Source organism: Niveispirillum sp. BGYR6 (genome assembly GCF_027568365.1).
GTDB lineage: Bacteria > Pseudomonadota > Alphaproteobacteria > Azospirillales > Azospirillaceae > Niveispirillum.
Genome location: NZ_JANLNL010000016.1, coordinates 44,261 through 70,952 on the forward strand (window position 1 = coordinate 44,261; position 26,692 = coordinate 70,952).

The 26,692-nt window shown below is 65.0% G+C and carries 22 protein-coding genes; 3 read left to right on the forward strand and 19 right to left on the reverse strand.

The genetic code is table 11. From position 1 onward, the window contains the following. Positions 1–39: 39 nt before the first annotated feature. The 5 genes from PCJ49_RS23310 to PCJ49_RS23330 all read right to left on the reverse strand — a co-directional run bounded on the left by PCJ49_RS23310 (position 40) and on the right by PCJ49_RS23330 (position 4,766). On the reverse strand, positions 40–399 hold the full coding sequence (locus tag PCJ49_RS23310; protein WP_269913076.1) for a hypothetical protein: 360 nt from the start codon (positions 397–399) through the stop codon (positions 40–42). Then, entirely contained in the window at positions 396–1,028 is a 633-nt protein-coding gene (locus PCJ49_RS23315) for a hypothetical protein (RefSeq protein WP_269913077.1), read from the reverse strand. Before PCJ49_RS23315 ends, PCJ49_RS23310 begins: the two co-directional genes overlap by 4 nt. A 144-nt stretch (positions 1,029–1,172) precedes the next feature. Continuing rightward, positions 1,173–2,855: an ATP-binding cassette domain-containing protein gene (locus PCJ49_RS23320; RefSeq protein ID WP_269913078.1), complete on the reverse strand. Its 1,683-nt coding sequence runs from the start codon at positions 2,853–2,855 to the stop codon at positions 1,173–1,175. Next, positions 2,852–4,453 carry a thiol reductant ABC exporter subunit CydD gene (cydD, locus tag PCJ49_RS23325; protein WP_269913079.1) on the reverse strand — a complete coding sequence of 534 codons (1,602 nt, stop codon included), beginning with the start codon at positions 4,451–4,453 and terminating at the stop codon, positions 2,852–2,854. Before cydD ends, PCJ49_RS23320 begins: the two co-directional genes overlap by 4 nt. Before the next feature lie 109 nt (positions 4,454–4,562). Beyond that, complete coding sequence (locus tag PCJ49_RS23330) at positions 4,563–4,766, reverse strand: DUF2892 domain-containing protein (RefSeq protein ID WP_269913097.1); 204 nt, start codon at positions 4,764–4,766, stop codon at positions 4,563–4,565. Positions 4,767–4,972: 206 nt separating this feature from the next. Between PCJ49_RS23330 and PCJ49_RS23335 the strand changes: the two genes are divergently transcribed. From PCJ49_RS23335 to PCJ49_RS23345, 3 genes are all read left to right on the forward strand, one after another. Then, positions 4,973–5,968, forward strand: coding sequence for an efflux RND transporter periplasmic adaptor subunit (locus PCJ49_RS23335; RefSeq protein ID WP_269913080.1), 996 nt, complete (start codon positions 4,973–4,975; stop codon positions 5,966–5,968). Continuing rightward, a complete protein-coding gene (locus PCJ49_RS23340) occupies positions 5,965–9,174 on the forward strand; it encodes an efflux RND transporter permease subunit (RefSeq protein WP_269913081.1) in 3,210 nt (1,069 codons plus the stop codon). Before PCJ49_RS23335 ends, PCJ49_RS23340 begins: the two co-directional genes overlap by 4 nt. Before the next feature lie 209 nt (positions 9,175–9,383). Next, positions 9,384–9,695 (forward strand): metalloregulator ArsR/SmtB family transcription factor, encoded by a 312-nt coding sequence (locus PCJ49_RS23345; protein WP_269913082.1) that lies wholly within the window; start codon positions 9,384–9,386, stop codon positions 9,693–9,695. Positions 9,696–9,703: 8 nt separating this feature from the next. Here PCJ49_RS23345 and PCJ49_RS23350 read toward each other — a convergent pair whose 3' ends face one another. The 14 genes from PCJ49_RS23350 to PCJ49_RS23415 all read right to left on the reverse strand — a co-directional run bounded on the left by PCJ49_RS23350 (position 9,704) and on the right by PCJ49_RS23415 (position 26,160). Continuing rightward, positions 9,704–10,177, reverse strand: a complete 474-nt coding sequence (locus PCJ49_RS23350) for a Fic family protein (RefSeq protein ID WP_269913083.1) — start codon at positions 10,175–10,177, stop codon at positions 9,704–9,706. A 526-nt stretch (positions 10,178–10,703) separates the two neighbouring features. Next, positions 10,704–11,015, reverse strand: coding sequence for a DUF3325 domain-containing protein (locus PCJ49_RS23355; RefSeq protein ID WP_269913084.1), 312 nt, complete (start codon positions 11,013–11,015; stop codon positions 10,704–10,706). Further along, the gene (locus PCJ49_RS23360; protein ID WP_269913085.1) at positions 11,008–12,687 is read right to left on the reverse strand and encodes a PepSY-associated TM helix domain-containing protein; all 1,680 of its coding nucleotides are present in this window, start codon (positions 12,685–12,687) and stop codon (positions 11,008–11,010) included. The genes PCJ49_RS23355 and PCJ49_RS23360 overlap by 8 nt, the downstream gene beginning before the upstream one ends. Positions 12,688–12,712: 25 nt before the next feature. Beyond that, entirely contained in the window at positions 12,713–13,000 is a 288-nt protein-coding gene (locus PCJ49_RS23365; RefSeq protein ID WP_269913086.1) for a DUF3649 domain-containing protein, read from the reverse strand. Positions 13,001–13,010: 10 nt separating this feature from the next. Next, complete coding sequence (locus PCJ49_RS23370) at positions 13,011–15,470, reverse strand: TonB-dependent receptor (protein WP_269913087.1); 2,460 nt, start codon at positions 15,468–15,470, stop codon at positions 13,011–13,013. A gap of 116 nt (positions 15,471–15,586) precedes the next feature. Next, complete coding sequence (locus tag PCJ49_RS23375) at positions 15,587–16,570, reverse strand: FecR domain-containing protein (RefSeq protein ID WP_269913088.1); 984 nt, start codon at positions 16,568–16,570, stop codon at positions 15,587–15,589. Then, a complete protein-coding gene (locus tag PCJ49_RS23380; protein ID WP_269913089.1) occupies positions 16,567–17,103 on the reverse strand; it encodes a sigma-70 family RNA polymerase sigma factor in 537 nt (178 codons plus the stop codon). Before PCJ49_RS23380 ends, PCJ49_RS23375 begins: the two co-directional genes overlap by 4 nt. Positions 17,104–17,215: 112 nt before the next feature. Further along, positions 17,216–18,523 carry an MFS transporter gene (locus tag PCJ49_RS23385; protein ID WP_269913090.1) on the reverse strand — a complete coding sequence of 436 codons (1,308 nt, stop codon included), beginning with the start codon at positions 18,521–18,523 and terminating at the stop codon, positions 17,216–17,218. An 11-nt stretch (positions 18,524–18,534) separates the two neighbouring features. Then, positions 18,535–19,950, reverse strand: coding sequence for an aldehyde dehydrogenase family protein (locus PCJ49_RS23390; RefSeq protein ID WP_269913091.1), 1,416 nt, complete (start codon positions 19,948–19,950; stop codon positions 18,535–18,537). 108 nt (positions 19,951–20,058) lie between these two features. Next, a complete protein-coding gene (locus PCJ49_RS23395) occupies positions 20,059–22,299 on the reverse strand; it encodes a TonB-dependent receptor (RefSeq protein ID WP_269913092.1) in 2,241 nt (746 codons plus the stop codon). Positions 22,300–22,401: 102 nt separating this feature from the next. Beyond that, positions 22,402–23,574 carry an alanine racemase gene (locus tag PCJ49_RS23400; protein ID WP_269913093.1) on the reverse strand — a complete coding sequence of 391 codons (1,173 nt, stop codon included), beginning with the start codon at positions 23,572–23,574 and terminating at the stop codon, positions 22,402–22,404. Continuing rightward, entirely contained in the window at positions 23,567–24,970 is a 1,404-nt protein-coding gene (locus tag PCJ49_RS23405) for a D-arabinono-1,4-lactone oxidase (RefSeq protein WP_269913094.1), read from the reverse strand. The genes PCJ49_RS23400 and PCJ49_RS23405 overlap by 8 nt, the downstream gene beginning before the upstream one ends. 17 nt (positions 24,971–24,987) lie before the next feature. Further along, positions 24,988–25,347, reverse strand: a complete 360-nt coding sequence (locus tag PCJ49_RS23410; RefSeq protein WP_269913095.1) for a c-type cytochrome — start codon at positions 25,345–25,347, stop codon at positions 24,988–24,990. Between the two features lie 174 nt (positions 25,348–25,521). After that, positions 25,522–26,160 carry a TetR/AcrR family transcriptional regulator gene (locus PCJ49_RS23415; RefSeq protein ID WP_269913096.1) on the reverse strand — a complete coding sequence of 213 codons (639 nt, stop codon included), beginning with the start codon at positions 26,158–26,160 and terminating at the stop codon, positions 25,522–25,524. Positions 26,161–26,692: the final 532 nt, after the last annotated feature.

Sequence of the window (26,692 nt, forward strand, 5' to 3'; positions counted from 1 at the left end):
GCGCGCTCTTTCCCATCTCTTTCCCCGGTCATGCCCCTGTCAGGCAGGTTCAATGCACCTGACGGGGGCCGTGGTGGTTTTCCGCACCTCGGCGGTTATGGCTGCAATCAGGTCTTGGGCGGCGGCGCAGGTTCCTGTGAACTGGAATGCATAGCCCTCGTCGGAAAGCGCGCCGTGGGCGCGCATCGCCTGCTGAAACGCCGGGCGATCATGCAGCATCTGTTGCACATCTTGCATGATCTGGCTGGTCACCAGAAGATCATGGGTTTCCACGACCAACGCCGTGTGCTGCTGTGGCTTTTTTGCAGGGACCCTCTCGAACCCTGACGGGGTGGAGAGGGCCAAGGCCGCACCACCGGCAACCACCAGCCCGATCATTCCAACAACGAACTTCCTCATGGGCCGAATACCCGTGTCGCCCAACGATCAAGCAGGCTCTGTTCGGTGCCGATAATGTCCATTGTGCCGAAACCCCTTCCGAGCGACTTCAACTTTTGTCGGTCAGCGAAGGGAATATGCACCTGCAAATAGGAAGAGAGGTCGGGCAAGCTATCCACTGCAGCACTCCCTAAAGCCTGTGCCATGTTGCCAGCCTGCTTTTTGCTGTTGCGGGAAAGGCCCGCGCCCCCTGGCCCGGCCAGCCGGTGCCAAAGGAACTCGATACTCCACGCTACCAACATTGTATCGACCTTGGACACATAGACCTGCGGCGCGACTTCACCATAGGTGATTGCGGCTTTCGGTTTTGTGATGCCATCGGCAAAGCTGACGCTGAGCGGCACATGACTGCGTTTTACATAACGACGTTCGGTGAATTCGCGCTCAAGGGCCTGTCGGGTCGTGACGACGGCTTCCGGCATTCCATCCTTCACGCTGCGCGAATTGACCTCGTAATTGAATTCATGCGTTCCAGGTTCAATGGCAAAAGTTTCAACTGCAATTTTATTGCCTGCAATAAAGCAGATATAAGAGCCGGGGTTAGCAGTGATTGCCGGGACATAGGCTTCGTTGGCGATGACCTTCATCATGTTTTACCTGCTTCAAGCACTTTACATCTTTGTCGCACGGAAAATCATTGTCATCGGCGGATCAGCGTTACCTCGAAGGGATGCCTGTGCAGAAGGTCGCAGCAGGGTAAGGCTCTGTGCCCATGCTTGGCGTTGCAGGGGGCCTCAATCCCCCCGCAACCCCGCCAGTGCGTCCTCAAACCCCGCCTCCCCACGCCGCACATCCAGGCTGATCCGCCCGCCTTCCAGCCGGATCAGCCGGTCGGCCAGCATCGCCTCCCGCCGCAGATGCGTCACCACCAGCAGGGACCGCCCGTCGGCGCGTGCCTTAAGCCGGGCCAGCACGTCGCGGGCGGTGGGCAGGTCCAGCCCATCGGTGGGTTCGTCCAGCAGCCAGAGCGGACGGTCACGCAGCAGAAACCGGGCCAGCGCCAGCCGGCGGCGCTGGCCCGATGACAGGCCGCTGCCGCCTTCGCCCAGCAGGCTGTCCAGCCCCGCCGGCAAGGCCGCCACCACGTCCGCCAGCCCGGCATCGGCCAGCACCTGGATCAGCCTTGCATCGTCTGCTGTCGGGTCGGCCAAGGCCAGATTGGCCCGCAGATCATCCTGAAACAGGGCGGTTTCCTGGCCCAGCAGGGTCCAGGGCAGGGCGCTGATGCTGCCCGCTTCGGCCCGCTGTTCGCCTGTCACCAGCGCCAGCAGGCTGGACTTGCCGGCCCCGCTTTCGCCCAGGATGGCGACATGCTGGCCGGCCTGAATGGTCAGCGACAGCCCGTCAAACAAGGCCACCCCCATGCCATCATGCCGGAAGCGCACGCTTTCCAGCCGCAGGACCACCCCATCCACAGGGCGTGCCTGTGTGGCCGGGGCGGGCAGGGGGCGCAGGTCGGCGGCCACGCGGCTGGCGGCGCGCAGGCTGCGCCCCAGTTCCACCGCACCCCGCCGCAAGGCGGCCACCGGCTCCATCAGGCCCAGGCTCACCAGCAACAGCAGGGCCGCCACCGCCGGGGTGATGGCATTGCCAGCCACCAGCGTGGCCCCCAGCAGCAGGGCACCCGCCATCAGCAGGGTGCCGGCCAGCCCCTGGATGATGCCGGTGGCGATATCCAACCGGTTCAGCCGCTCATCCGCTTTGGCCAGCCGCCGGTCGGCGGCCAGGGCCAGATCCCGCATAGCCTGTGCGCGCCCCGCCAGCCGCCATTCCACCCGGCCGGCGGTCAGGTCCAGCACGCGCAGGCGCAGCGATTCCAGGGCGGCCGCCCGCTGCCCGCCCGGTGCCAGACTGCCGCGCACGCCCAAGCCCAGCAGGGTCAGGCCCAACACCAGCAGATAAAGGCCAAAGCCGATTCCGCTCCATCCGATCAGCAGATAAAGCCCGGTGCCGGCGGCCAGCGCCATCAGCAGCAGGCTGGCCAACGGCACCATCAGCCGCAGATACAGCGCGTCCAGCGCATCCAGATCGCCGGTCAGCCGGAACAGCAGCCGCCCCGGCCGCTGCACCAGCGCCCGCGCCAGCCCTGGCCGCGCCAGCGCCCGGAACAGCCGCACCCGCAGGGCCGCAACCACCGACAAGGTGGCATCATGGGTCAGCAGCCGTTCGCCATAGCGGGCACCGGTGCGCAGAATGGCCAGCCCGCGCACGCCGGCACCGGGCCGGAACACATCGAACCCCAGCGCCGCCCCCGCCGCCAGCCCGGCAATGCCGGTGGCGGTGATGAACCAGCCTGACAGGCCCAGCAACCCAGCCCCGGCCAAGGTTGTGACCCCGGCAACCAGCAGCCCCAGCAGCAGCGGGCGACCGGCGGCGCGGTGGAACAGGGCCAGGATGGTCAACAGATCGCGCTTCATGCCCCGACCTCCACAACGCGGTCCATGCGGGCGGCCAGCGCTGGGTCATGCGTGGCGACCAGCAGCGTACGCCCCGCCGTTGCCGCCACCAATATGTCCCCGATGGCGGCGGCGGTATCGGCATCCAGATGGGCCGTCGGTTCATCGGCCAGGATCAGGGCAGCCTCCGGGTCGGCCAGCGCGCGGGCCAGCGCCAGCCGCACCGCCTCCCCCCCCGACAGGCCGGCCCCGCCTTCGCCGATACGCCGCGCGGCCTCCTTGCCCGGCAGCAGCCGGCGGATCAGCCCGCCGGCATCGCTGCCGGGCCGGCCCAGGCTGACATTGGCGGCCAGGGAGGCATTCTGCATGAAGGGCCGATGGCCGACCCAGCCGATGCGGTCCAGCCGCTGCACCGTTCCCTGGTCGGCCTGCAACAGGCCGGCAGCCAGCGCCAGCAGGGTGGATTTGCCGCTGCCGCTGGGGCCCAGCAGGGCCACCCGCTCGCCTGCCCGCAAAGACAGGTCAAACCCATTGATCACCGGGGACGCCGCACCCGGATAGGCAAAGCGGATGCCGTTCAGCACCAGCGCCGTGCCGGGTGGTGGCAGCGGGGCGGCCGGACGTTCCGGCATGGCGGCGGCCGTCCCGGTCAGTTCACCCAGCGCCTTGATGGCGGCCTCCCCATTGGCGCGATCGTGCCAGACGCTGGACAGGTCGCGCCACGGCTCAAAAAAAGCCGGGGCTAGCAGCAGGATGAACAGGCCCTGCGCCAGATCCAGCCGCCCGGCCCAGGTGCCCCATTCCAACTGGCCCAGCAGGTGGAAGCCGGTATAGACGGCCACCAGCGCCACCCCCAAGGCTGAAAACAGCTCCAGCACAGCAGAGGACAGAAAGGCGATGCGCAGCACCGCCATGGTCTGCTGCTTCACCTTCGTGGCCAGCGTCTGGATGCGGCCCGCCACCGCGTCTTCCGCATCCAGTGCCCGGATGGTGGGCAGGCCGCGCAACCGGTCCATCAGCAGGCCGTTCATGCCGCCGACCGCCATCAACTGTTCCTCGCTGGCCTTCTTGGCCCGGATGCCGATCAGCGCCATGAACAGCGGGATCAGCGGTGCTGCCACCAGCAGGATCAACCCGGCGGCCCAGGAATGCCAGGCCACGGCCAGCAACAGCGCCGGGCAGACCAGCATCAAGCGCCAGCGCACCGGCACATAGCGTTGCAGATAGGGGGTGACGGCTTCGGCCTGTTCGGCCAGCAGGGCGGCAATGGTGCCAGAGGCGGGCAGGGTCGGGTCCAGCGGCATCCGCCGGCCCAGATGGTCCAGCGCCGCGCGGCGCAAGCCGGTCAGGGTCTGCCGGGCAGAGCGAAAGGCCAGCCGCCGCCCCGCCGCATCCAGCCCGGTACGGGCCATGCCGATGGTGGCAAAGCCCAGCGCCGGGCCCAGCAGGTCGGCCATGCCGGCCCCCTTCACCATGGCCAGCACCGCCGTGGCCAGAATCCAGGCCTGGGCGATCCAGAACAGGTCAGCAAGCGACTGGAACAGGGCACCCAGCTTGAGCTGGCGGTCGGCGGCAGGCTTGGAACGGTCTTTCATGATACCGGGCGGCAACGGCGCCATGGCGCGGGGACGCCATAGATGCCGCGTCCCCGCGCTTACGGCAACCGGACAAACCGTCCCGGTTGGTTCACAGGGGCAATTTTCTGCACTGCTGTGTTTTTCGGCTGCCTCAGCGGAACGCCACCCCCGGCGGCAGACCCAGCCGGCGGAAGATCATCGCCGCCGGGCAGAATCCGGTGATCCCGGCCTGCAGCATGTTCAGACCAACGAAAACCGTGAGCAACAGCCAGACCGGCCCCACCAGCCAGGCCAGGGCCGCACTGGTCAGCACCATGGTGCCGGCAAAGGAAAGCACGGCTTTATCAACATTCATCATCGCCTTCATCTCCCGCATAAAGGGGGCGTCGCCTGTCGCCCGATGACAGCAGCCTATCAAATATTCAAAAATGTGAAGGTATGAATATATCGCATCCCATCCCCCGGTTCCTCGGCAGGGATGGGGTGATTGACGGGCTGGAAAGATAGATATATTCGAATATATGAATATTAAAGCAAACCCACTCCACCGGGGAAACTCCCATGCGCACCCTGCTGCTGCCCGCCCTGACAGCCCTGTTGCTGGTCCCCAGCGCCTTGGCGGCAGGGGGGGACTTCACCGTCACCTTTCAGCCCCTGCCGGATGAAAAACCCGTGTTCGCCACGGTGGAGACGGTGGACAAGGTGCCGGCGCGGGTGCGCACCGGCGGCACCATCACCGGCCTGACCGTGCGCGAAGGCGATACGGTCACGGCCGGTCAGGTGATCGCCCTGATCGGGGATGAGAAGCTGGGCCTGCTGCAAAGCGGGCTGGAAGCCCAGATCGCCGCCGCCCGCGCCCAACTGGCCCAGGCCCAGGCCGATCTGCAGCGTGGGGAAGCTTTGTCGAAAAACGGCTTCATCACCCGGCAGCGGCTGGATGAGTTGCGCACTGCCCTGGATGTGGCCGCCAATAATCTGAAGGCCCGCACGGCCGAACGCGCCGTGGTGGGCCAGCAGATGCGCGAAGGTCAGGTGCTGGCCCCCGCCGCCGGCCGGGTGCTGACCGTGCCTGTCACCCAAGGCTCCGTGGTGCTGGCGGGGGAGGTGGTGGCCACCATCGCCAGGCGGGATTATGTGTTGCGCCTGTCGGTACCCGAGCGCCATGCCGCCAGCCTGAAACCGGGCGCGCCGGTGCGGCTGGACGCACAGGACATCGCCCAAGGTGCCGGCAATGGGGAGGGGGCCATTACCCTGGTCTATCCGCAGATTGCCGAGGGGCGGGTGCAGGCCGATGCCAAGGTGGATGGCTTGGGCGATTATTATGTCGGCCAGCGTGTGCGCGTCTGGATCGAAGCGGGCGACCGGCCCGTCATGCTGGTGCCGGCCAGCTATCTCACCAGCCGCTTCGGGCTGGATTTCGCGCAGGTGCGTCGGCCCGATGGCACGGTGGAGCCGGTGCCGGTACAGCGCGGCCAGCCCCGCCCGCTGCCCGGCGGTCTGGCCGGGGTGGAAATCCTCTCCGGTCTGCACAACGGCGATACTCTGGTGCAGCCATGAAGCTCGGACTTTCCGGTCTGCTGACGCGGGCCACCCTCCGTTCCCCGCTCACACCTCTGTTCCTGCTGGCCTCTCTGGTGGCCGGGCTGATCGCGCTGGCTATCATCCCGCGGGAGGAAGAACCACAGATCAGCGTGCCCATGGTGGATATTCTGGTCAGCGCTGATGGCTTGAAGGCGCCGGATGCGGCGGAACTGGTCACCAAACCGCTGGAAGCCATCGTCAAGGGTATCAATGGCGTTGACCATGTCTATAGCCAGACATCCGACGATCAGGTGATGGTGACCGCCCGCTTCAAGGTGGGCACGCCGGAGGATGATGCCATCCTGCGCGTCCATGCCAAGGTGCGGGCGCATCTGGATGAAATCCCCACCGGCATCCCCGAACCGCTGATTGTCGGGCGGGGCATCAATGATGTGGCCATCGTCACGCTCACCCTGTCGCCCAAGCCCGATCAGGCCGGCCGCTGGACCGACCGCGACCTGGGCAAGCTGGCGGAAAAGCTGCGCACCGACCTGATCAAGGTACCGGATATCGGCCCCAGCTTTCTGTCCGGCCGCATCGGCGAACAGGTGCGGGTGGAGCCCGACCCGGAGAAGCTGGCGCTCTACGGCATCACGCTGGAACAATTGACGGCCAAGGTGCAGGGCGCCAACCGGTCTTTCCTGGCCGGGCGGCTGCTGGAGGGTGGGCGCAGTGTGACCGTGGCCGCCGGGCAGACGCTGGGCGGCGTGCCGGATATCGGCCTGCTGCTGATCGGCAGCCGCGATGGCCGCCCCGTTTATGTGCGCGATGTCGCCCAGGTGGTGCTGGACAGCGCACCGCTGGACCGCAGCACCTGGACCCTGGTGCGGGACGACAAGGGCGCCTTCGTCCGCGTTCCCGCCGTCACCGTGGCCCTGGCCAAGCGGGCCGGGGCCAATGCCGTCACCGTTTCTGAAAATATTCTGCAACGGGTGGAAAGCCTGCGGGGCCGCCTGATCCCCGATGGCATCAATGTGGAGGTGACGCGCGATTACGGCCAGACGGCCTCTGAAAAGGCCGATGAGTTGCTGTTCCATCTGGGGCTGGCCACCCTGTCCATCGTGGCGCTGATCTGGCTGGCCATTGGCCGGCGGGAGGCGCTGGTGACCCTGGTGGTCATCCCCGTCACCATCCTGATGACGCTGTTTGCTGCCCATATCATGGGCTACACCGTCAACCGGGTCAGCCTGTTTGCGCTGATCTTCGCCATCGGCATTCTGGTGGATGATGCCATTGTGGTGGTGGAAAATATTGCCCGCCATTGGGCGATGCAGGATGGGCGCGACCGGCTGACCGCCGCCGTGCAGGCGGTGGCGGAGGTGGGCAACCCCACCATTGTTGCCACCTTGACGGTGATTGCCGCCCTGCTGCCCATGCTGTTCGTTTCCGGCATGATGGGGCCGTACATGGCCCCCATCCCGGTCAATGCCTCGGCGGCGATGCTGTTCAGCTTCTTCGCCGCCATGGTGCTGGCCCCCTGGCTGATGGTGAAATTTTCCGGCAAAGGGGCCGATGCGGCGGGGGATAAAAGCGCCCATGATGGCGGGCCGCTGGGCCGGCTTTATCGCCGGGTGGCGACTCCCTTGCTCTCCTCCCGCCGTCCTGCCGGGATTTTCCTGGCCGTCATCGGGGTTGCCACCCTGGTGGCGCTGGGCCTGTTCGCCACGAAAAGCGTGACGGTGAAGCTGCTGCCCTTTGACAATAAATCGGAATTGTCGGTGGAACTGAACCTGCCGCGCGGGGCCAGCCTGCAGGACACGCAGCGCCTGCTGTTCCAGGCGGCGGAAATCGCCGGCACCCTGCCAGAGGTGCGGTCAGCCCAAATCTATGCCGGCACGGCAGCCCCCTTCAATTTCAACGGTCTGGTCCGCCACAGCTTCCTGCGCGCCAGCCCGGAACTGGGCGATGTGCAGGTGAACCTGTTGCCCAAGGGGGAACGGCATCGCGCAAGCCACGCCATCGCCCTGGACCTGCGCGCCAAGCTGCTGGCCGCCCTGAAACTGCCGGAAGGGGCGGTGTTGAAGGTGGTGGAGGTGCCGCCGGGCCCGCCGGTGCTGGCCACCCTGCTGGCGGAAATCTACGGCCCCGACACCGCCACCCGCCGCGCCGTGGCGCTGGAGCTGCGCAAGCTGTTCGCCACCATCCCCTTCATCACCGATATTGACGATAGTTTCGGCACGCCCCAGCCGCGCCTGCGCCTATCCATCGATCAGGACAAGCTGGAGTTTCTGGGCGTTGAACAATCGGCCGTGTATGCGGCGATCCGGACCGTGCTGGGCAGCACGCCCATGGGCTATTCCCATCGCGGGGAGGAACGGTACCCCATCGATATCAGCATCGCCCTGCCGAAGGATGCCCGCGCCTGGACCGAGCGGCTGGCCGCCACCCCCGTACCGGCCAATGCCATCCCCGGTTCCACCCGGGTGGTGGAGTTGGGGGAGGTGCTGCGGGTGACGCGGGAGGAGGGAACGCCCGTGCTGTACCGCCGCGACGGTTATTTCACCGATATGGTGACCGCCGAACTGGCAGGCCGGTTTGAGGCACCGATCTATGGCATGGGGGCGGTGGCCGACGCGATAGCGGCGCATGATTGGGGCAACCTGCCCAAGCCCAGCATCCGGCTGGCCGGCCAGCCGGCGGATGAAAGTAAACCCAGCCTGTTATGGGATGGGGAATGGGAGGTCACCTATGTCACCTTTCGTGACATGGGGGCGGCCTTTGGCGTGGCGATCCTGGCCATTTATGTGCTGGTGGTGGCGCAGTTCGGCAGCTTCCGCCTGCCGCTGGTGATCCTGACGCCGATCCCGCTGACGCTGATCGGCATCATGCTGGGCCATTGGCTGCTGGGGGCGGCCTTTACCGCCACCTCGATGATCGGCTTCATCGCGCTGGCCGGCATCATCGTCCGCAACTCCATCCTGCTGGTGGATTTCATCCGCCACGGGGCCGGCAAGGGTCACACCTTGCGGGAGGTGCTGCTGGAGGCGGGGGCCGTGCGGTTCAAGCCGATCCTGCTGACGGCCCTGGCGGCGATGATCGGGGCCGCCACCATCCTGACCGACCCGATTTTCCAGGGACTGGCGGTGTCGCTGCTGTTCGGGTTGGCGTCTTCCACGCTGCTGACCGTGCTGGTGATCCCGTGCATCTACATCGTGCTGCGCGATGGGGAGAAGGTGGTGTAGGGGGGCTTTCTGAAGCCATTATTCACGACAGTCTCTTGGGTGCAGTGGTTTTCCGTAACCATTCCACCCTCTCTACCGTCACCCCGGCCTCCGCCGGGGTGACGGTGATGGTTGCATGAAAACCAACATCCCCCTCTTCGACGTCGCGTGTCACGCCCCTCCCTCCGTTGACGCCCCCTGAAATCCGCTCTATCTGCATGGATATGAATATGCATGACATGCAAGCCAATGCCGACCGTGCGGTCGATCTGTTGAAGGCGCTGGGCAACCGCTCCCGCCTGATGATCCTGTGCCAGTTGATCCAGGGCGAACGCTCCGTCGGCGATCTGGCCCAGCGCATCGGCGTGCGCGAAACGGCGGTCTCGCAGCAATTGGCCTTGCTGCGCAAGGACGGCCTCGTCCGCGCCCGCCGCGACGGCCAGACCATCTATTACGCCCTGGCCAGCGAAGAAGCCGGCCGGGTGATCCAGACCCTGTATGAGCTTTACTGTGCGACACCGGCGGAGAATGTGTGCGGGTGAGGGGCGGCCTAACAGATATAGGCCAGAACCAAACGGAACAATCGTTCCTCCTGCCCGCAAAAGCTCTCAATCATGGCGGACAGCACTTCCTTCGGCTCAAGGATGCTGTCATTCACCGAATAACCTGCATTTGCTGCCAACATTGTCAGAAAAGTCAGTTGTGTGCGCCCGTTCCCCTCACGAAATGGGTGAACAGCATTGATTTCCGCCAGAAAATGCGCGGTAAGCTGTGCAAATTCTCTGATGGAACGTTTGGCAATTTCATCGATGGGGCCGTAATCCGCAAATGCCTGTCCCAGCGCTTGGGGGATATATTCAGGAAAGCAAAACCAATTGCCGCCCTTGCCGATCCGGACTGACCGGTACTCTCCCGCCCATTCGTAAACATCCTGGAACAGGTGATGATGGATGCGTCGATAGTGCGCTATATCCAAATGGCCTGATGGAAGGGGTTCGTCAGCCCGAATAAGGAAGAAGGCCAACTCCGCTTCGTCTAGCTCGGTCTGATTCGTAATGCCGAGCCGATTTCGAAGAACCGTGGTTCCGGGAATCCATAATGGGTCGGTGTGTGCTGTATAGAGCAATGGACCCCTATTTCCGCCGGAGGGTTTCCATCACCAACGCCCGCCGTTCATCCCCGGAGAGACCTTGTTCGGCACCTTGCTGCAGGGTGGTTGCCATCCGTGGCGAGAGTGTAAGCCCCTCAACTGCGCAGAACTTCCCCCCTCGCGCGCTGGTGAGGATGAACTGGCCGGATTTGGGGGCGTTTCGAAGTTTTGCGGATGTTGTTTTCATGAGATAGAGTTTATCATGACGGGATGGAGATCGCTATCCCTTGAAGGGTTAAAGCTTCAGCGCTGGCAGCATAAATAAGCCCTTGGCGTGCAAATGACACAAAGGACTGACAGCCGGTTCCGCTACGCAACACCCCCCTTAATTCCGTTGCACAGTGTTGCGTAGACCCCCGTTCATTCGGAGCGGTGTGCCCACCGCTCCGAATGGTCCCCCTCAAACCCCTGGCAGCAATACCCGCAGCAGCCCCGGCCGCCATGACAGGGTAAACGCCACCGTCAAGGCCCCGGCGGCCAGGGTCATGATCCAGACCAGGGCCGCCATGGTGGGGTGATCGGCCCCCAGGCACAGGCCCAGCGACAGGGCCAGGGCCAGCCCGCCGCCCACCCGCAGGCCCCGGATGGTGCGCGGGCGCTGGGCGCGGGGGCCGAAAACCTGGCCCCAATGCGCTTCCATCGCCAGGGCCAGCCAGCCCATGCCGGCGATACTGGCCAGCATGGCCACGCTCAACATCACGATCTCAGGCATGGGCCGCTCCCGTCTTGGCCTTGTTGGTGGCGGGGGCCGCCAGGGCCCGGCGCTTCAGCTTGGCTGCCGCCAGCAGCGCCACGCCGGCGCTGGCCAGCAAGCAGAGGTCCAGCCCGGCCACCGGCCAGTAAAGGGCCGACAGGGTGCGCAGCAGATGGTCCCCGGTGATGATCCAGTTCAACAGCACGGCCAGTGGCGCCAGCACGGCGATGGCCCGGCACTGTTCCGCCCAGGCGGGGGAGAGCAGGCCCGCCGCCACCGGCCCGCTGCGTGCCAGCGCATGGATGAAGGCCAGCAGCCAGCTTGCCCAGAAGGCATATTGTTCCAGATCGCCGCGCGGCGGCCAGCCGGCTGGCAAACTGTCGGGCAGCAGCTTGTTGGCGATCAGCATTCCCAGGGCAGCCAGCACCATGCCCGTCACCGTGGTGACCGCCAGCGCATCCACCAGCCGGGCGCCCTGGACGCCCTGCTTGGCGTGTTGGCGCTTGCGCTTTTCGACAAAGAAGATGAAGCCGGTGGCGATACAGACACAACCCGTCAAGCCGCCCAGCACATAGAGCCAGCGCAGCAGCCAATGGCGGAAATGCTGGAGATGCAGGCCCGTCAGGAACTCGTTGAGATTATCGACAAAGCCGGGGGCCGGGTCTTCACGCAGCAGCTCCCCGGTGGCGGCTTTGTAATGAATACCCTCGCCCGTCAGGGCAATCCGGTCGGTGCCGGCGCGATAGACGCTGACATAGCCATTGGCGTCGCCGACATGCTGCAACACCAGAAAACCCACCTCGCCGGCCATGCCCTTGTCATGCCAACGCCGCTGCGCATCCGCCACCATGGCATCAACGGAGGCAAGCGGGGCGGATACGCCGGCCCTGTCATGCGGCAGGCCGGTTTCCGCCGCCTCCAGCCGCTCGCTCATCTCATGCAGCGGGTCCAACTGGGTGTGGCCGACGGGGAAATAGATGCCGGCGAAGATCACCAGCCCGGTGAAGGCGAAGAAGAAATGGAAGGGCAGGGCCACCACGCCCGTCAGGTTATGCAGGTCCAGCACGCTGCGCTGGCTGGTTTTGCCCGGCCGGAAGGTGAAAAATTCCCGGAAGATCTTGCGATGCATCACCACGCCGCTGACCAGGGCCGCCAGCATCACCAGGGCGGCCGAGCCGACGACCCAGTATCCGATATCCCGCCAATGCAGGTTCAGGCTGTAATGCAGCGGATAGAAGAACTCGCTGCCGATCTTCAGCCGGTCATCGGGCAGACTTTCACCCGTGCGCGGATCGATGGTGCGATAGGCCCAGATGGCTTCTTCCGGGTCTTTCGCATTGGGCACGTCGAAACCGACGAACAGGTTCAGCACCGGGTCACGGTGGGTGGTATAGGCCCCCATCCGCTCGATGACCGGATAGATCTCCGGCATGGGGCCGTTGACGCGCGGCGCCATCGCCGCGATGGCCTCCTTTGTCGGCTGCATCTGCTCGAACACCGGCCGCAGGATCGTATCGAAGCGCGGCATCGGCTGGGGTTCGAAGCGGGATTGCGGCACGGCCCAGCGGTCGATTTCCCGGTCAAATACCGACAGCGCGCCAAAGAAGAAGACGACCATCAGCACGAAGCCCAGCGTCAGGCCGAACCAGGTGTGCAGCCAGGCCATGGAGAGGCGGAAGCTCTGAAACATGGGTGGTTTCCTTCGTTCCTGTCGGTCAGGTTAGCTGATGCTGGATCAGGCTGGCGGCACCGGCCATCACCACCGCCCCGCCCGCCGTCACGGTCCAGACCCGTGCCAGACTGCGGGCCGCGAAGGCCCACAGGAACAGCACCAGATAGATCAGGAAGCCGATGATGGCTGTCAGATGTTCGGCATCGTGGAACGACATGCCGAGCGCGAAGGCGCCCGCCATACCCAGGGCGATGAAGCCCCAGGTGAAGGCATAGCCGCCCAGCACGGCGGCGGCGATGCGCCAAAGCGGGTGATGGCCGGTGATGCGCATGGGGCCTCCTTCAGTATCGGTAGGTCAGGGACAGGGAGAAGCGGCGCGGTTCGCCGTAGAAGTTGCTGTAAACATTGGTGCTGGCATAATATTTCTCATCCAGCAGGTTGCTGATGTTCAGTGAGGCGGTCAGCGCGTCATTCAGGTCATACTTCGCCATCGCATCCAGGATGATGAAGTCCCGTTGCACGGAATAGACGGCGCTGGCGAAATCACCCCGGGCGACAAAGCGGCTGCGGCTTTCCCAGCGGGCCCCCCCGCCGACGGTCAGCCGGTTCCAGGCATCGGGCAGGCGATAGGTGCTGTACAGTTTGGCCACATGGCGCGGCAGGCCGACATTGACGTCGAACCCCTGCGGCAGATCCGGCTTGGCATAGGTGTAGCTGGCCTGTACCTGCCAATCCGGCAGCAATTCGCCGGAAAGGTCGACCTCCACGCCCTTGATGCGGGCACCGTCGGCGGCCAGATAGGCGGAATCGCCATTGGGGGCCAGCTTGCTGCCATCCACCACCGGGTAATTGTCCTGCAGGCTTTTGAACAGGGCTAGGCTGGCATTCAGCTTTTCATCGAAGAAGGCGCCCTTCAGGCCGGCTTCGAACGTATCGCCGACCAGCGGGTCCAGCACCCGGCCGCTGACATCCTGGTTCTGCTGCGGCTGGAAGATGCTGGTATAGCTGGCATAAAGGGAAAGGTTGTCGGTCAGATCCTGCACCGCCCCGACATAGGGGATGATCTTGCCATCCTCCTTCATCTTGTCGGGGCTGTATCCCCATTGCACATAATCATAGGAGGCGTTCTGGTTGAACCAGGTGATGCGGCTGCCCAGGATGACGGACAGGCTGTCCGTCGGACGCAGCCGGGCGGCACCATGGATAGAGGCCTGCTTTTCCAGGAAATAACGCTTGCCGCTGGTTTGCCAGACCGGTTCCGGCTTGTTGCCGTTCCAGGTGAAGATATTGGGCACGCTGGCGTCATAGCCCGGCACGTTCCAGAGCGGATAAAGCGTATAGTCGGCGCGCGTGCGGGACAGGTTGGCACCGAATGACAGGTCATGCTGGCGGCCAAACAGGGTGACCGGGCCGGAAAGGCTGGCATCCAGCGCGGTTTGCGTCTTGGGGATCGGCCATTTCGCCACCCACAATTTGGCCCCGGCCCCGGTTTTCGCATCGGCCAGCCCATTATCGCTGAACCAGCCATAGGTGCGGTCATTCTTGTCGCCGGTGCGGGTCAGGGTCAACGACCCCTGCCAGCCGCCGTCAAATTCATGATCCAGCGTGCCGGCCAAATTATAGCGAGTGCGGGTCTGCCGGCTCCAGTTCGTGGCGGAATTGTAGGAAACCGGGAAATCCGTGAGTGTGCCATCGGCAAAAACGCCGGGGAAACCGAAATAGGAACAGGCGGTGCAATGCTTGCGTTGATATTCACCGCTCAGGGTCAGCAAGGTGCGTTCGGAGAGGTCCAGTTCCACCACGCCATAGAGCAGACGGGAATCCGCCTCCAGCCGGTCGACATAGGATTCACCATCCTCCCAGGCGCCAACCAGACGGGCGCGCAGGCTGCCCGTCTGGTTCAGCGGGCCGCCGGCATCCAGTTCCAGCCGCTTCTGCTGCCAGGAACCGATGGTGGCCTTGGCCTCCCCCGCGAAACTGTCGGTCGGCTTCTTGCGCACCAGATTGATGGCGGCGGCGGGATTGCCATTGCCGCTCATCAAACCGGTGGAGCCGCGCACGATCTCAATCCGGTCATAAAGGGCGGTGTCCATGCTCAAGGCTTTGAAATCCTTGTGCATGGGGACACCGTCCACCAGCATGTTGGTGATTTCCATGTTGCGGGCAAACAGGCCCTTTTCATTATCATCCGCCGTCGCCTTCTTCTTGAAGACGATGCCCGGCGAATTGACCATGGCATCTTCCACGGTGGTGATGTGCTGGTCGTCCAGCCGCTGGCGGGACAGTACGGCCACGGTCTGCGGGGTTTCCCGCATGGTCAGGGCCAGGCCGGTGGCGCTGCGCATCGGCCCGGCCGTATAGGAACCTGTGCCTTCCGTGGTGCCGCTGTGCAGGGCGCTGCCTTCCACGCTCAAGGTGGGCAGCAGCATGGTGCCGGCGGCTGCGGCTGGTGCCGGGGAAGTGGAAGGGGCTTCCCCCGGCACCAGCGTATAGCCGCTGCCCGTCCGGCCCATGCGGAAACCGCTGCCGCGCAGCAATTGGGTGAAGCCATCCGCCACCCCATAGGTACCGCGCAGCCCCTGGCTTTGCCGCCCCTGCAACAGGGTGGCATCCATGGCAATGGCAATGCCGGCCTGCTGGGCGAAACGGTTCAGCACCTGGGCCAGCGGCCCGGCGGGGATATCATAGGTGGCGGCCTGCTGGGCCGTCTGGGCGCAGGCAGCCAGCGGGGTGGTGGCCGTCAGGCTGGCAAGGGCGGTACTGCCGGCCAGCGCCAGCCGGTAAAGACGCGGTACATGCATGATGGCGGGTTCCTCTTCCCCAATCCGGTGGTCATTCCAACCGGTTGACGGGCGAGATGAGAAAAGTGGAACCGCGATGGCGAAATTTTTTACGCCGCTGTGCAAATCCCTGTCCATCATGGCGGCGCATCCACCAGCACCAGATAGGCGGTGAGCGTGCGCAGCCGCAGGCTGGGGAAACTGCTGTGCAGCAGCCGCAGCGCCCGGTCTGTATCATCCAGCGGCAGCACCGCCGTGACGCGCAGGCCGGCAATCTGCTGCCGGTCATAGAGGATACGGCCGCGCCGGTGGCGCGACAGCGCATCCAGCACATCGGCCAGGGGCTGGTCGCTGACCACCAGCTGATGCCGTTTCCAGGCATCATCCAGGCTGGCCGGGTCCACCGGCGTGCCCTGGCTGACGCCCTCTGCGCTGATATGGGCGGTCTGGCCGGCGCTGATGGTCAGGGCTGCGGCCCCTGCCACCGGCTGGCGGGCGGTGATGCTGGTGCTGGATTCCAGCATTTCCACCACGGTTTCATCTGCCCGCCGCTCCACCGTGAAGCGGGTTCCCAGGGCGCGGATGCGGCCATGGGCGGTTTCCACCAGGAAGGGGCGGGCGGCATCCTTGGCGACATCTATCAGAATGTCACCGCTGATCAGCTCCAGCCGCCGGCTCTCCGCATCATAATGCAGGTTCACCGCGCTGTTGCCGGACAGGGTGATGCGGGTGCCATCCGCCAGTTCGCGGCTTTGCCATTCGCTTTTGTCGGTGCGCAGGTCGGCCAGCAGATAGGCGGGCGGCCAGAGGAAGAGGGCAGCCCACAAGGGCAAGCATAGGGCCAGCACCAGCGTGGCGCCGGCAACCAAAGGACGCCTGCCACGCGGTTTCCCGGCGGCCGCCAGGGCAGCCAGGGCCGGGCGGGCGGTGCTGGGGCCACGCAGCGACTGCACCCGGCCCAGTACCGCCTCCATCCGCGCGGCGGCGGCGGCATGGCGCGGGTCGGCGGCCTTCCAGGCGGCGAATTCCCGTGCTGCCACGGCCCGTTCCGCCGGATCATCATCGCCCAGCCGCACGATCCATTCGGCGGCCTGTGCCAGGATGGGATCGCCGCCGGTCACAGCCCATGCTCCGCCAGGGCCGGGCAATGGGCGTGGCAGCAGACCAGCGCCTGGGCCAGATATTTCTGCACCATCCGTTTGGAAACACCCAGTGCCAGGGCGATCTCCGCCTGGGTCTGCTGTTCCAGATAATGGCGCAGGAAGGCCTCGCGGACGCGCGGCGGCACCCGGTCCAGCGCCTGGGCGATCTGGTTCAGCGCTTCCAGCGCCGCCATGATTTCGGCTGGCGACGGGTAATGCGGCAGCGTATCTGCCAGCAGCGCCAGCTCCGCCAGATAGGCCTGTTCAATCACCCGGTGGCGCGACCGGTCGATCAGCAGCCGCCTGGCGGTGGTGGTCAGATAGGCGCGGGGTTCCTGCAAGCCGATCAGCGCATCGCGGGAGGCGATCAGCCGCAAGAACGTGTCATGGGCCAGATCCGCCGCATCCGCCGCATTGCCCAGCCGCCGACGCAGCCACCCCTGCAGCCAGCCATGATGGTCGGCATAGAGCGTCTGGATGGAGTGGGCGGTGGTATCGGCGGCCGATGGCAAGGGGGGCTCTTCCTGGGGCGGTGATATGCCGCCCGGCAGACAGAATTAAGAATGAGTTGCATTCATAGAATTCTGTGACTGCGGATGCAACCCTCCTTCTTGTCGTTGCGGTTCAATCCCCCAGTTTGGGCGCGATGCGGTGCAGGTGGCGCAGGGGCAGCAGGCTGGCCAGCAGGATCAGGCCGGGGATGATGGCGAACAACCAGGGAATCGCGGCCACGGCCGCGGCCGCCTGCGCCACCCCGCCTTCGACATAGCCGACCAGACCCAGCATCAGGGCGGCCAGGGCACCGCCAAGCGCCATGCCCAGCTTTTCCCCCGCCACCCAGATGCCGGCAAACAGGCCAGCATGGCGGGCGCCGGCGGCCTTGTCCTCTGCCTCCGTCGCCGACGGTAACAGCGACAGCGGCAGCAATTGCTGCCCGGCCTGTCCGATGCCGAAGGCCAGGGCCGCCAGACACGCCAACACCCCATTGCCGGTGACGACGCTGAACAGGGCGGCAGAGCCGGCGGCGCAGACGATGGAGGCCAGCAGATAGGCCCGCATCGCGCCAAGCCGGCCCCTGATCTTCACCCAGACCGGCATGGTCAGGATGCTGCCCGCCGTCATGGCGACGAACAGCACCGACACCATGCTGCTGGGGGCCTTCATCACATGCTGCACGGCATAAGGCAGCAGGGCGGCGCTGACGGCGATGGAAACCATCTGCACCACATAGGAAATCCACAGCCAGCGATAGGCCCGGTTGCCCAGCAGATGGCGCAGCGGGTGCCGGGCCCGTGGTGCTGGTGCCGGTTTCACCTGCCGGAAGCCACGGGCGGCCAGCCCCGCCGTCAGCATCACCAGCCCGCCCAGCAGGGCGATGGCCAGCCCCATGCGGGCGAAACCTTCCCGTCCACCCCCGCTGGTTTCCACCAGCAGCGGGGCCAGCCCGCCCGCCGTCAGCACGCCAACACCGACAAAAGCCATGCGCCAGGCCACCACGCGGGTGCGGGTGGCCGGATCGTCCGACACCTCCCCCGGCATGGTGACGAAGGGGATGGCGAAGATGGAGTAAGCGCTGGTGCAGAGCAGGAAGCTGACCGTCACCCAGGCCAGGGTCAGCCGCCAATCATCCAGCAAGGGCGGGGCGAACAGCAGGGCAAAGCTGGGGGGAAACAGGCAGGCCCCCGCCAGCAGCCAGGGCCAGCGCCGCCCGCTTTTCAGGCGTGCCCGGTCGGACAGCAGGCCGACCGTGGGATCGAAGATGAATTCCCACGCCTTGGGCAACAGCACCGCCAGCCCTGCCCAAGCCGGCGGTACCGCCAGCGTCTCGGTCAGGAAAAACAGCAGCAGCAATTGCGGCGTGACCACGAAACTGGCAGCCGCAATGGAACCGGCGCCATAGGCGGCGGCACGGGCATGGGTGATCTGGGCCATGGGGATATCCTTCAGCGGCCGATCAGCAGGCGCAGTAATTTCCGGTGCAAACCGTTCAGGGGCGGGCGGATCAGCCGGTCGGTGCGGGGGCCGCCCCGCCGGAAGACCGGCTTCAGATGGCTGAAATTGTCGAACCCGTCCCGCCCGTGATAGCGGCCCATGCCGCTGGGGCCGACCCCGCCAAAGGGCAGATCGTCAACCGCCACATGGATCAGCGTGTCATTGATGCTGACACCACCGGCATGGGTGCGCGACAGCACCCGGTCGATCACCGCGCCATCACGCCCGAACAGATAGAGCGCCAAGGGCCGGTCCCGCCCATTGATCTGGGCCAGGGCCGCTTCCAGATCATCATAGGGAATGATGGGCAGCAGTGGGGCAAACAGCTCCTCCCGCATCAGGGCGATATCCGCCGGTGGGTCGATAATGGCCGATGGCACCAGGTCTGAGCCGGGGGGCGGGGCGCACAGCGGCTCCACCCGCAGGCCCCGGCTCTTAGCTTCCGCCAGCAGGGTCTGGGCCCGCTCCCGGCCGCGCGCGCCGAAAATCACGCTCATCTCCGCCGCGCCATTGCGGGCAGGGAAATAGCGGGCAGCACTGTGCTTGATCGCCGTCAGAAATGGTTCCAGTGCCGGGCGGGGCAGCAGCACATAATCCGGCGCCACACAGGTCTGCCCGGCATTGGTCAGCTTGCCATAGGCGATATCGGCGGCGGCCGCCGCGATATCCGCATCTGGCAGCAGCAGGGCCGGTGACTTGCCGCCCAGTTCCAGCGTCACCGGCGTCAGGTTGGCGGCAGCGGCCTGCATCACCATCCGCCCGACACGGGTGGAGCCGGTGAACAGCAGATGGTCCAGCGGCAACCCGGCAAAGTGCATTCCCAGTTCCGGCCCGCCGGAGACACAGGCGGCGACCGTGCCGGGCAGGGCCTGGGCCAGCAGGTCGGCGATCAGGGCCGTGGTGCGCGGGGTCAGTTCCGATGGTTTCAGCAGCACCCGGTTGCCGGCCGCCAGAATGCCGGCCAGGGGACAAAGCGCCAGTTGCAGCGGATAGTTCCAGGGGGCGATCACCCCCACCACGCCCAACGGTTGTGGTGCTATCCAGGCGCTGCCCGGCTGCAGGGTCAGCGGCACTGACCGTCGCCGTCTTTTCATCCAGCCTTTCAGGTGCCGGCTTGCGTGGCGCAGGGCGGCGACGGTGACGAAGATTTCCGCAAACAGGGTTTCATGCGCCAGCCGCCCGCCGAAATCTGCATCGATGGCGGCAACAATCTCATCCTGCCGCTTCGCCAGCCCATCGGCCAGTGCCGTCAGCCACCCCCGCCGGGTGGCGGCATCCGGGAACGGGTCGGCCTGGGCCGCCGCGCGCAGCCGGGCAAAGGCGGCATCCAGGGTATCGGTTGTGTCCGGAGGGGGCAGGGGCGGCACGGCAGAATTCCTGGCAGGGGACAGGGGGGGAAGAAAAATCTCCCCGCCATCCCAGGCACAGCCAGGATGGCGGGGAAGGGAGGGGGCGGCGGGAAGCAGCCATCCCCCTCAATAGGTCCAGCGCAGATAGGCACTGACCCGCCGGGGCCGCCCGTAATTCACGGCATCCAGGCCGAAACTGCTGAGATTATTGATATCGACGACATAATCCTTGTCGAACAGGTTGGCGACCGTCACCCCGGCACCTATGCCGCCATCGCTGGCGGTCCAGCCCAGGGTCAGGTCGGCCAGCCAATAGCCCTTCTGGCTCAACCGCTCCAGATTGCGGCTGTCGAAATAGACCTTGGAACGGTAGGAGAGATTGGCCGTCAGCGCCAGTTCCCCCAGCCCTTCCACCTGTTGCCGGTGGCTGATCGTTCCCGTCAGCGACCAGCGGGGGGAGGAGGGCAGGCGGTTGCCATCCAGATTTTCCCCCTGGGAGATGAAATCCCGGTACTTGGCATCCAGGAAGGCACCGGACAGGCCAAGCTCCAGCCCCGCCAGCGGCAGGGCCGTCAGTTCGAATTCGCTGCCCCAGATATGGGCGCTGGCGGCATTGGTGAAGGTCTGCACCGGCAGACCGCCGCGCTGGATTAACTGGAAGACCTGCAGATCCTGGTAATTATAGAAGAAACCGGACAGGTTCAGCCGCAGCCTTCGGTTCAGCCATTCCGTCTTGCCGCCAATCTCATAGGCGTCTAGCGTTTCATCATCATAGGGGGCCAGATCGGCCGGATCGCGCGTATAGCCGCCGAAGAAACCGCCGCTCTTATAGCCGCGATTATAGCTGGCATAGGCCATGACATCGTCGGTCAGCTTCAAGGATGCCGCCAGCCGGCCGGAAACACTCTCAAAGCTTTTGGCGGCATCCAGGCTGAACAGGTCGATGACCTGTTCCACCGTGCTGCGATAATGGAAATCCTTCTCGTCGCGGGAATAGCGCAGACCGGCCGTCAGGGTCAGCCGGTCGCTGGCCTGGAAATCCACCTGCCCGAAGCCGGCATAGGAATCCGTCGTCTGGCGATAGGGGAAGCCCACGATGGCGACATTATTTTCAATCGACAGGCCGGTGGGATTGTCCGGGGTGGTGAACATCGGGCGCAGGGCGCGCAGCACATCATATTGGCTGTTTGTATCCAGATAATCATGCAGGTAATAAAGCCCGCCGACCGCCTTCACCCGCTCCCATTCCCCTTCCAGCCGCAGTTCCTGGCTGAAATCACGCTGGGTGGCCAGATATGTGGCCTCCATCAACTGGTTGGGGCTGGCATCCGTATCCTCCGCATTATTGCGCTTGGCATGGTCATAGGCGGTGATGGAATAAAGCCGCGCTGAGCCCAGATCCCAGCGCAGGTTCAGCGTGGCCCCATAAAGGTCGATCCGATCCTGGCCCTTCAGGTTGTAATCCCCGGCATAGGGATCATTATCGGTGTCCGCATAGCCCAGCGCATCAACGCAGGCGCCTGACGCGGCCCCTGGGGCGCAGAGCCCGTCCGGCCCGGCAGCGGCCGTGTTGATGGGCACCAGCGCGCGGGATTGGGCATAATGGCTGTCGCCCCGGTTCTGCCCGCCATGGATTTGCAGAACGGCTTCAAACCCATCCGTCGGGGTCAGCAGGAAACTGGCGCGGCCGGCCCAGCGCTTGGTGCGGTTCACATCATCGCCGGTGACGCGGTTATAGGTGCGGCCATCATCACGCTCATAAATCCCGGCAATGCGCATGGCCAGCCGGTCGGCGATGATGGGGGCGTTGCTGGCCGCCTGCAGGGTCACAGCGTTGTAACGGCCATAGGAAATCTGCCCTTCGCCGCTGGTATCAAAATCCGGCCGGCGGGTGGTGATGTTGATGGCGCCACCGGTGCTGTTGCGGCCATAGAGCGTGCCTTGTGGCCCTTTCAGCACCTCCACCTGGGCCAGATCGAAGAACTGACCCGTCTGCGCCAGGGGGGAGGCGACATAGGCCCCATCGACATAAATGCCGACGGCGCCCGATGCATTGGCATTGAAATCCGCCAGACCGACACCCCGGACGAAGATTTTCGGGTTGGCGGCGGCATCGGTGGTGGTGATCTGCAGGCCGGGCGTCAGCTTGCCCAGATCCTGCACAGTGGCAACCCCTTGATCCAGCAGCGCGTCGCCGGCAATGGCGGTCACGCTGACCGGCACATCCTGCAAATTCTGCTGCCGTTTCTGGGCGGTGACGACGATTTCCTCCAGCATCGCCTCCTGCCCGGCGGCCGGCAGGGCTGTCAGGGCAACGCTGGACAGCAGCAGCAGATGAACCTTCTTGATCCCCTTGACGTGCAACATGACCGATACCCCCTGTTAGCCGGCCATTCGTCAGCCGGGCGGCTTTTTGGCCGCGATTATCATCCGTGCCGCCGCCTGTACCCGCAGGCGCCGGCACCGGTTTCAGGCCGAGACCGGAAAGACCGGCCAGAAGCCCGTGATCTCCCGCCCGTCAAAACGGGCGATGGGACCGAATTGCAGGAAAACCGCCTCGCTCTGGCGGGGACGCAGAAACAGCCACTCCCCCGGACGCAAGGCCGGCCGGTGCGGCCCCAGCCAGCATTCCTGGTTGCTGGAGGGGCCAAACAGGGCGCTGCGGCGCAATCCTGGTGGTGACACCGGATCGGCCAGCCAATGGCCGCCATGGATGAATTGTGCCTGCGCCCGCCCCCCCAGCCAGGCGAGCCTCCCCAGCCCCGGTGCCAGCGCCGGCCAGGCGGTTTTCAGCACCGGTGTGGCGATGAAACAGGCGGGCTGGTGATGGGCCAGCGTGTCCAGATCGAAATCCGCCGGCTTCACGAAGGCAGAGCCGATGGCCACCTCATTGGCGATACTGTCCTTGGCGTGCAGAACATAGGTGGGGCTGCCGGCACTGTTAAGGATCAGCGGCCCCGACCCCAGACGCTGCCGCAGCACCGCCACCATCTGCCGGTAAATCCCCTGGCTGGCCGCCAGCGCGCGGCGGCGCAGCCCCAGGCTGGTGGGCAGTTTGGCGATGTGCGGGTCATAGCCCATCAACCCGGTCACCGCTGTGCCGGGTGCCACCTGATCCAGCAATGTCGCCAGCGCCAGCGGATCGCCCACCCCGCCGCGATGCAGCCCCACATCAATTTCAATATTGATGCGCAGCCTGATGCCGCGTGCCGCGGCCATCGCCTGATAATCCGCCAGCCGCTGCGGCGTATCGATCAACCAGTGCGGCCCTGGATGGCCGGCCCCCACCGTGTCGTAATAGGCCGCCGCCACCGCCACCGGCAGCGGCTTGCCCAGCAGCAGGTCGGCCTCCGGCTCCAGCCGCCGCATCTCCAATGTCATGGCGCGGTTGAACACCATGTAACGATCCGTGCCCAACGGCCGGGCGATCCGCCGCAGCAGATCGGCACAGGGCAGCGATTTGACCACCAGCCGCACGGCCGGCCCATCGTCCAACGTGCTGGACACGGCGGCGATATTGGCCGCCAGCCGCGCTTCATCCAGCACCAGCACCGGTTCCGCCAGCCCGGCCCGGTGCAGTGCTGCCGACAGGGTGGCGAAATAGGCGTCGTGGGCGGCTGCGGTGTGGAGCTGTTCAGCCATGCCCCATGATCCCCCGCAGATAATCATTGAGGAAACGCCCCTCGGGATCGACCTCCCGCCGCAGGGCCACGGCATCATTGAAACGCGGGTAAAGGCTGGCAAAATCTGCGGCCGTCAGCCGGTTCAGCTTGCCCCAGTGTGGCCGCCCCTCATATCTGCGCAGGATCGGCTCGACGATTTCATAAAGGAAATCATACTGATCCTTGTAATAGGCATGGACGGCGATGGAACCCGTCATCCGCCCCTGGAAGGGGGAGAGCCAGGCGTCATCCGGCGCCACCGCCCGGGCCTCGATGGGGAAAAACACATCGTTGCGCGCCCCTTCGATGGCGGTGATCACTTCCCGCAGTGCTTGCGGCTGGGCATCCACTGGCAGGTGGAATTCCATCTCGTTGAAGCGTACCGGGCGTTCGTTGGATAAAAGCCGCCAGCTTTCGTCCACCACCCGTTCCGGTTTCAGCCCGCCCAGCACCTGCCGGGCCAGCCGGCGGCGCAGGCCCGGCGACCAACCCAGCCAGTCGCGCAGGCGCTTCAGATCCAGCAGCGCTTCATTATCCTGGGCCGGGGGGCGCGGGGTGGCGGGGGCATCCGTTTCATCATGGCTGATGACGGCGCTCATGTCGGTGAAGGGAAGATAGTAGAATTCCACATTGCGGTGCTTGGCCCGCAGGGCTGGCCATTCCGCCAGCGTCTGTTCCAGTGGCTGCACCCAGACATTCCGGTCCACCCGGCGCAGCGGGCTGTTGCGCAGCGTCACCTCTGTGACGATGCCAAAGGCCCCCAGCCCCACCCGTGCCGCCTGGAACAGCTCAGCATTCTGCGTTGCATCGCAATCCAGCACCTCCCCCCGACCGGTGACGATGCGCAGGGCGGTGACATTGCCATGCAGCGCCGGCAGGCTGGCGCCCGTGCCATGGGTGCCGGTGGCCAGCGCGCCGCCCAGCGATTGCTTGTTGATATCGGGCAGGTTGGGCATTTCCTGGCCGATCCCGGCCAGGGCTGCCCCCAGATCGGCCAGCCGCGTGCCCGCCCTCACTGTGGCACTCAGGCTGGCTGGATCATGCGTCACCAGCCCGGCCATCCGGTCCAGCGTCACCAGCGTGCCTGGCGTCGGTACCAGCGGCATGAAGGAATGGCCGGAGCCGACGGCGCGCAGGGGGCCGGGTGCATTCCGCACCAAATCGGCCAGTTCCCCTTCATCTGCCGGTGCCGCGCGTTGCTGCGGATAGGCGGTCTGGATGCCGGACCAGTTGCGCCACAGCAACCGACCCTCTGCATCCTGTCCCGGCGGGATGGGCGGTTCCGGCTGCTGCCCGACATGGGAAGCGGCCCAGGTGCCACCGCCCAGTGTCGCGGCTCCCGCCATCAGCCAAAAAAGTGAACGCCGTGACAGCATGGATCATGGCTCCTGTTTCATGGGGCGGCGGGCGGCTGGCTCATGAAGCGGATCAGCGCTTCATAATCGGCTGTGGTACAGGCGAAGCATTGGCCACCGGCCGGCATCCCGTTCAGCCCCTGCACAACATTCTGCAAAAGGGTGGGCATTCCCTTGGCCAGGCGGGGCTGCCACTGGCTGACCATGCCGGTCTGCGGTGCCCCACTGTCGGGCATGGTGTGGCAGGCCATACAGGCGGTGGCGTAGATCTCCGACAGGTGCGGATTGTCCGGTCGCAGGGTGGCGATGGTGGCTGCTTCCGGCACCGGTGCTGGCCTCTCGCACCCTCCCAGCAGGATCAGGACATTCAGGCAAAGCAGGCCCCGCAGCGCCCACACGCTCGATCTTCTCGGCATGGCACCCACGATAGCGATCAGTTTAAAGGATGAACGTTAGCGTAAACTAACTTTATAAGTTAGTGATAGCTAATATGCTGGACCGATGCAAGCGCCTTTTACCGCCCTTCATCAAAAAGGGCGGTCGACAGGGTGGGCCATGGGCTAAGGGTAAAGTTACAGGGCGTGGCGCAGGCCGCCGACCCACATCCGGGTCAAGCCCCGACACAGGGCTTCCGGGCTTTGCTGGGCATCTTCCAGCGCCAGTTCGATGACGCTATAGCCCGCCTCGACGGCGATGCGGCTGCGCAGCCGCAATTCTACCGGATCGGCCTGCGGCAACAGCGGCTGGATGGCTTCCATGATGCGATCCGTCACCCATTCATGGGAATCCAGCCGCACATTGGCCAGCGACGGCACGGCCCGCAGGGCCCGCATGATCCAGACAGACCCGGGCACCTCTGCGGTGACCCGGATGGAGTCCAGCAGGAAATCATAATGGGCTTCGATCAGCTTCTCATAGCCGCCGCCATGCTGGGCCAGCCAGGTTTCCAGCACCCGATTCTGGCGGATCATCAGATCCTCCCCCAGGGCGGCCAGCAGCTCGTACTTATCCTTGAAATGGCGATAGAATATGGGGGGGGTCACCCCGGCGCGCGCTGCCACCAGATTGGTGGAGATGCGCTCAATCCCAACCTCGCCCAGCAGCTCGGCGCCGGCCTGCATCAAACGCAGCCGCGTCGCCTGCGCGCGCGGCGACAGCCTTTCACTATCCGGCCCGCTGTCATTGGGCGAGGTGAGGGGAGGGGGAACCATACGACCTGTTCTTATATAGAGGAGGAGCCTGCTCAAGACCAACCGTTAGGGAGATAATGTGGCCCAGCAGATAATTCAATCTGCCACCCTGACCGGAAAAGCCAGCTATGCGAAAGGTTGGGCCATTCCCCCCTGCCCAAGCCCTGCTTTCGGGCTTACATTGGGTTGGTCACAGGGATGCAACACGGTTTTCACTTTTCCTCAAAAAACCTGTTGCATCGGTTTTGCTGTGCGCCTATACAGCGCCTCCCGCGACGACGGGCCGGATGGTTTGTCAAGTTGTGGGGCGGGGTGATGGTGGTTTTGGCCAGTATCACCGACGGTTCTTTGAAGGCTTCGGCCTTCGGACAAGTGGAATAATCTATCGTGCTGTTGGGTGAGCTGTTCGCCAGACTTGGGTCTGGTGGATGTTTTGCTTGATGGTCCGTTGACCGGATTGGTTCTGTGCTTTTTGTAGCGCTTCGGCGCTGCGGAGAAAAAAGTTCAGGACGGTGAAAAAAAACGGTTGACGGGTTGGTTGGAGGTGTTTAGA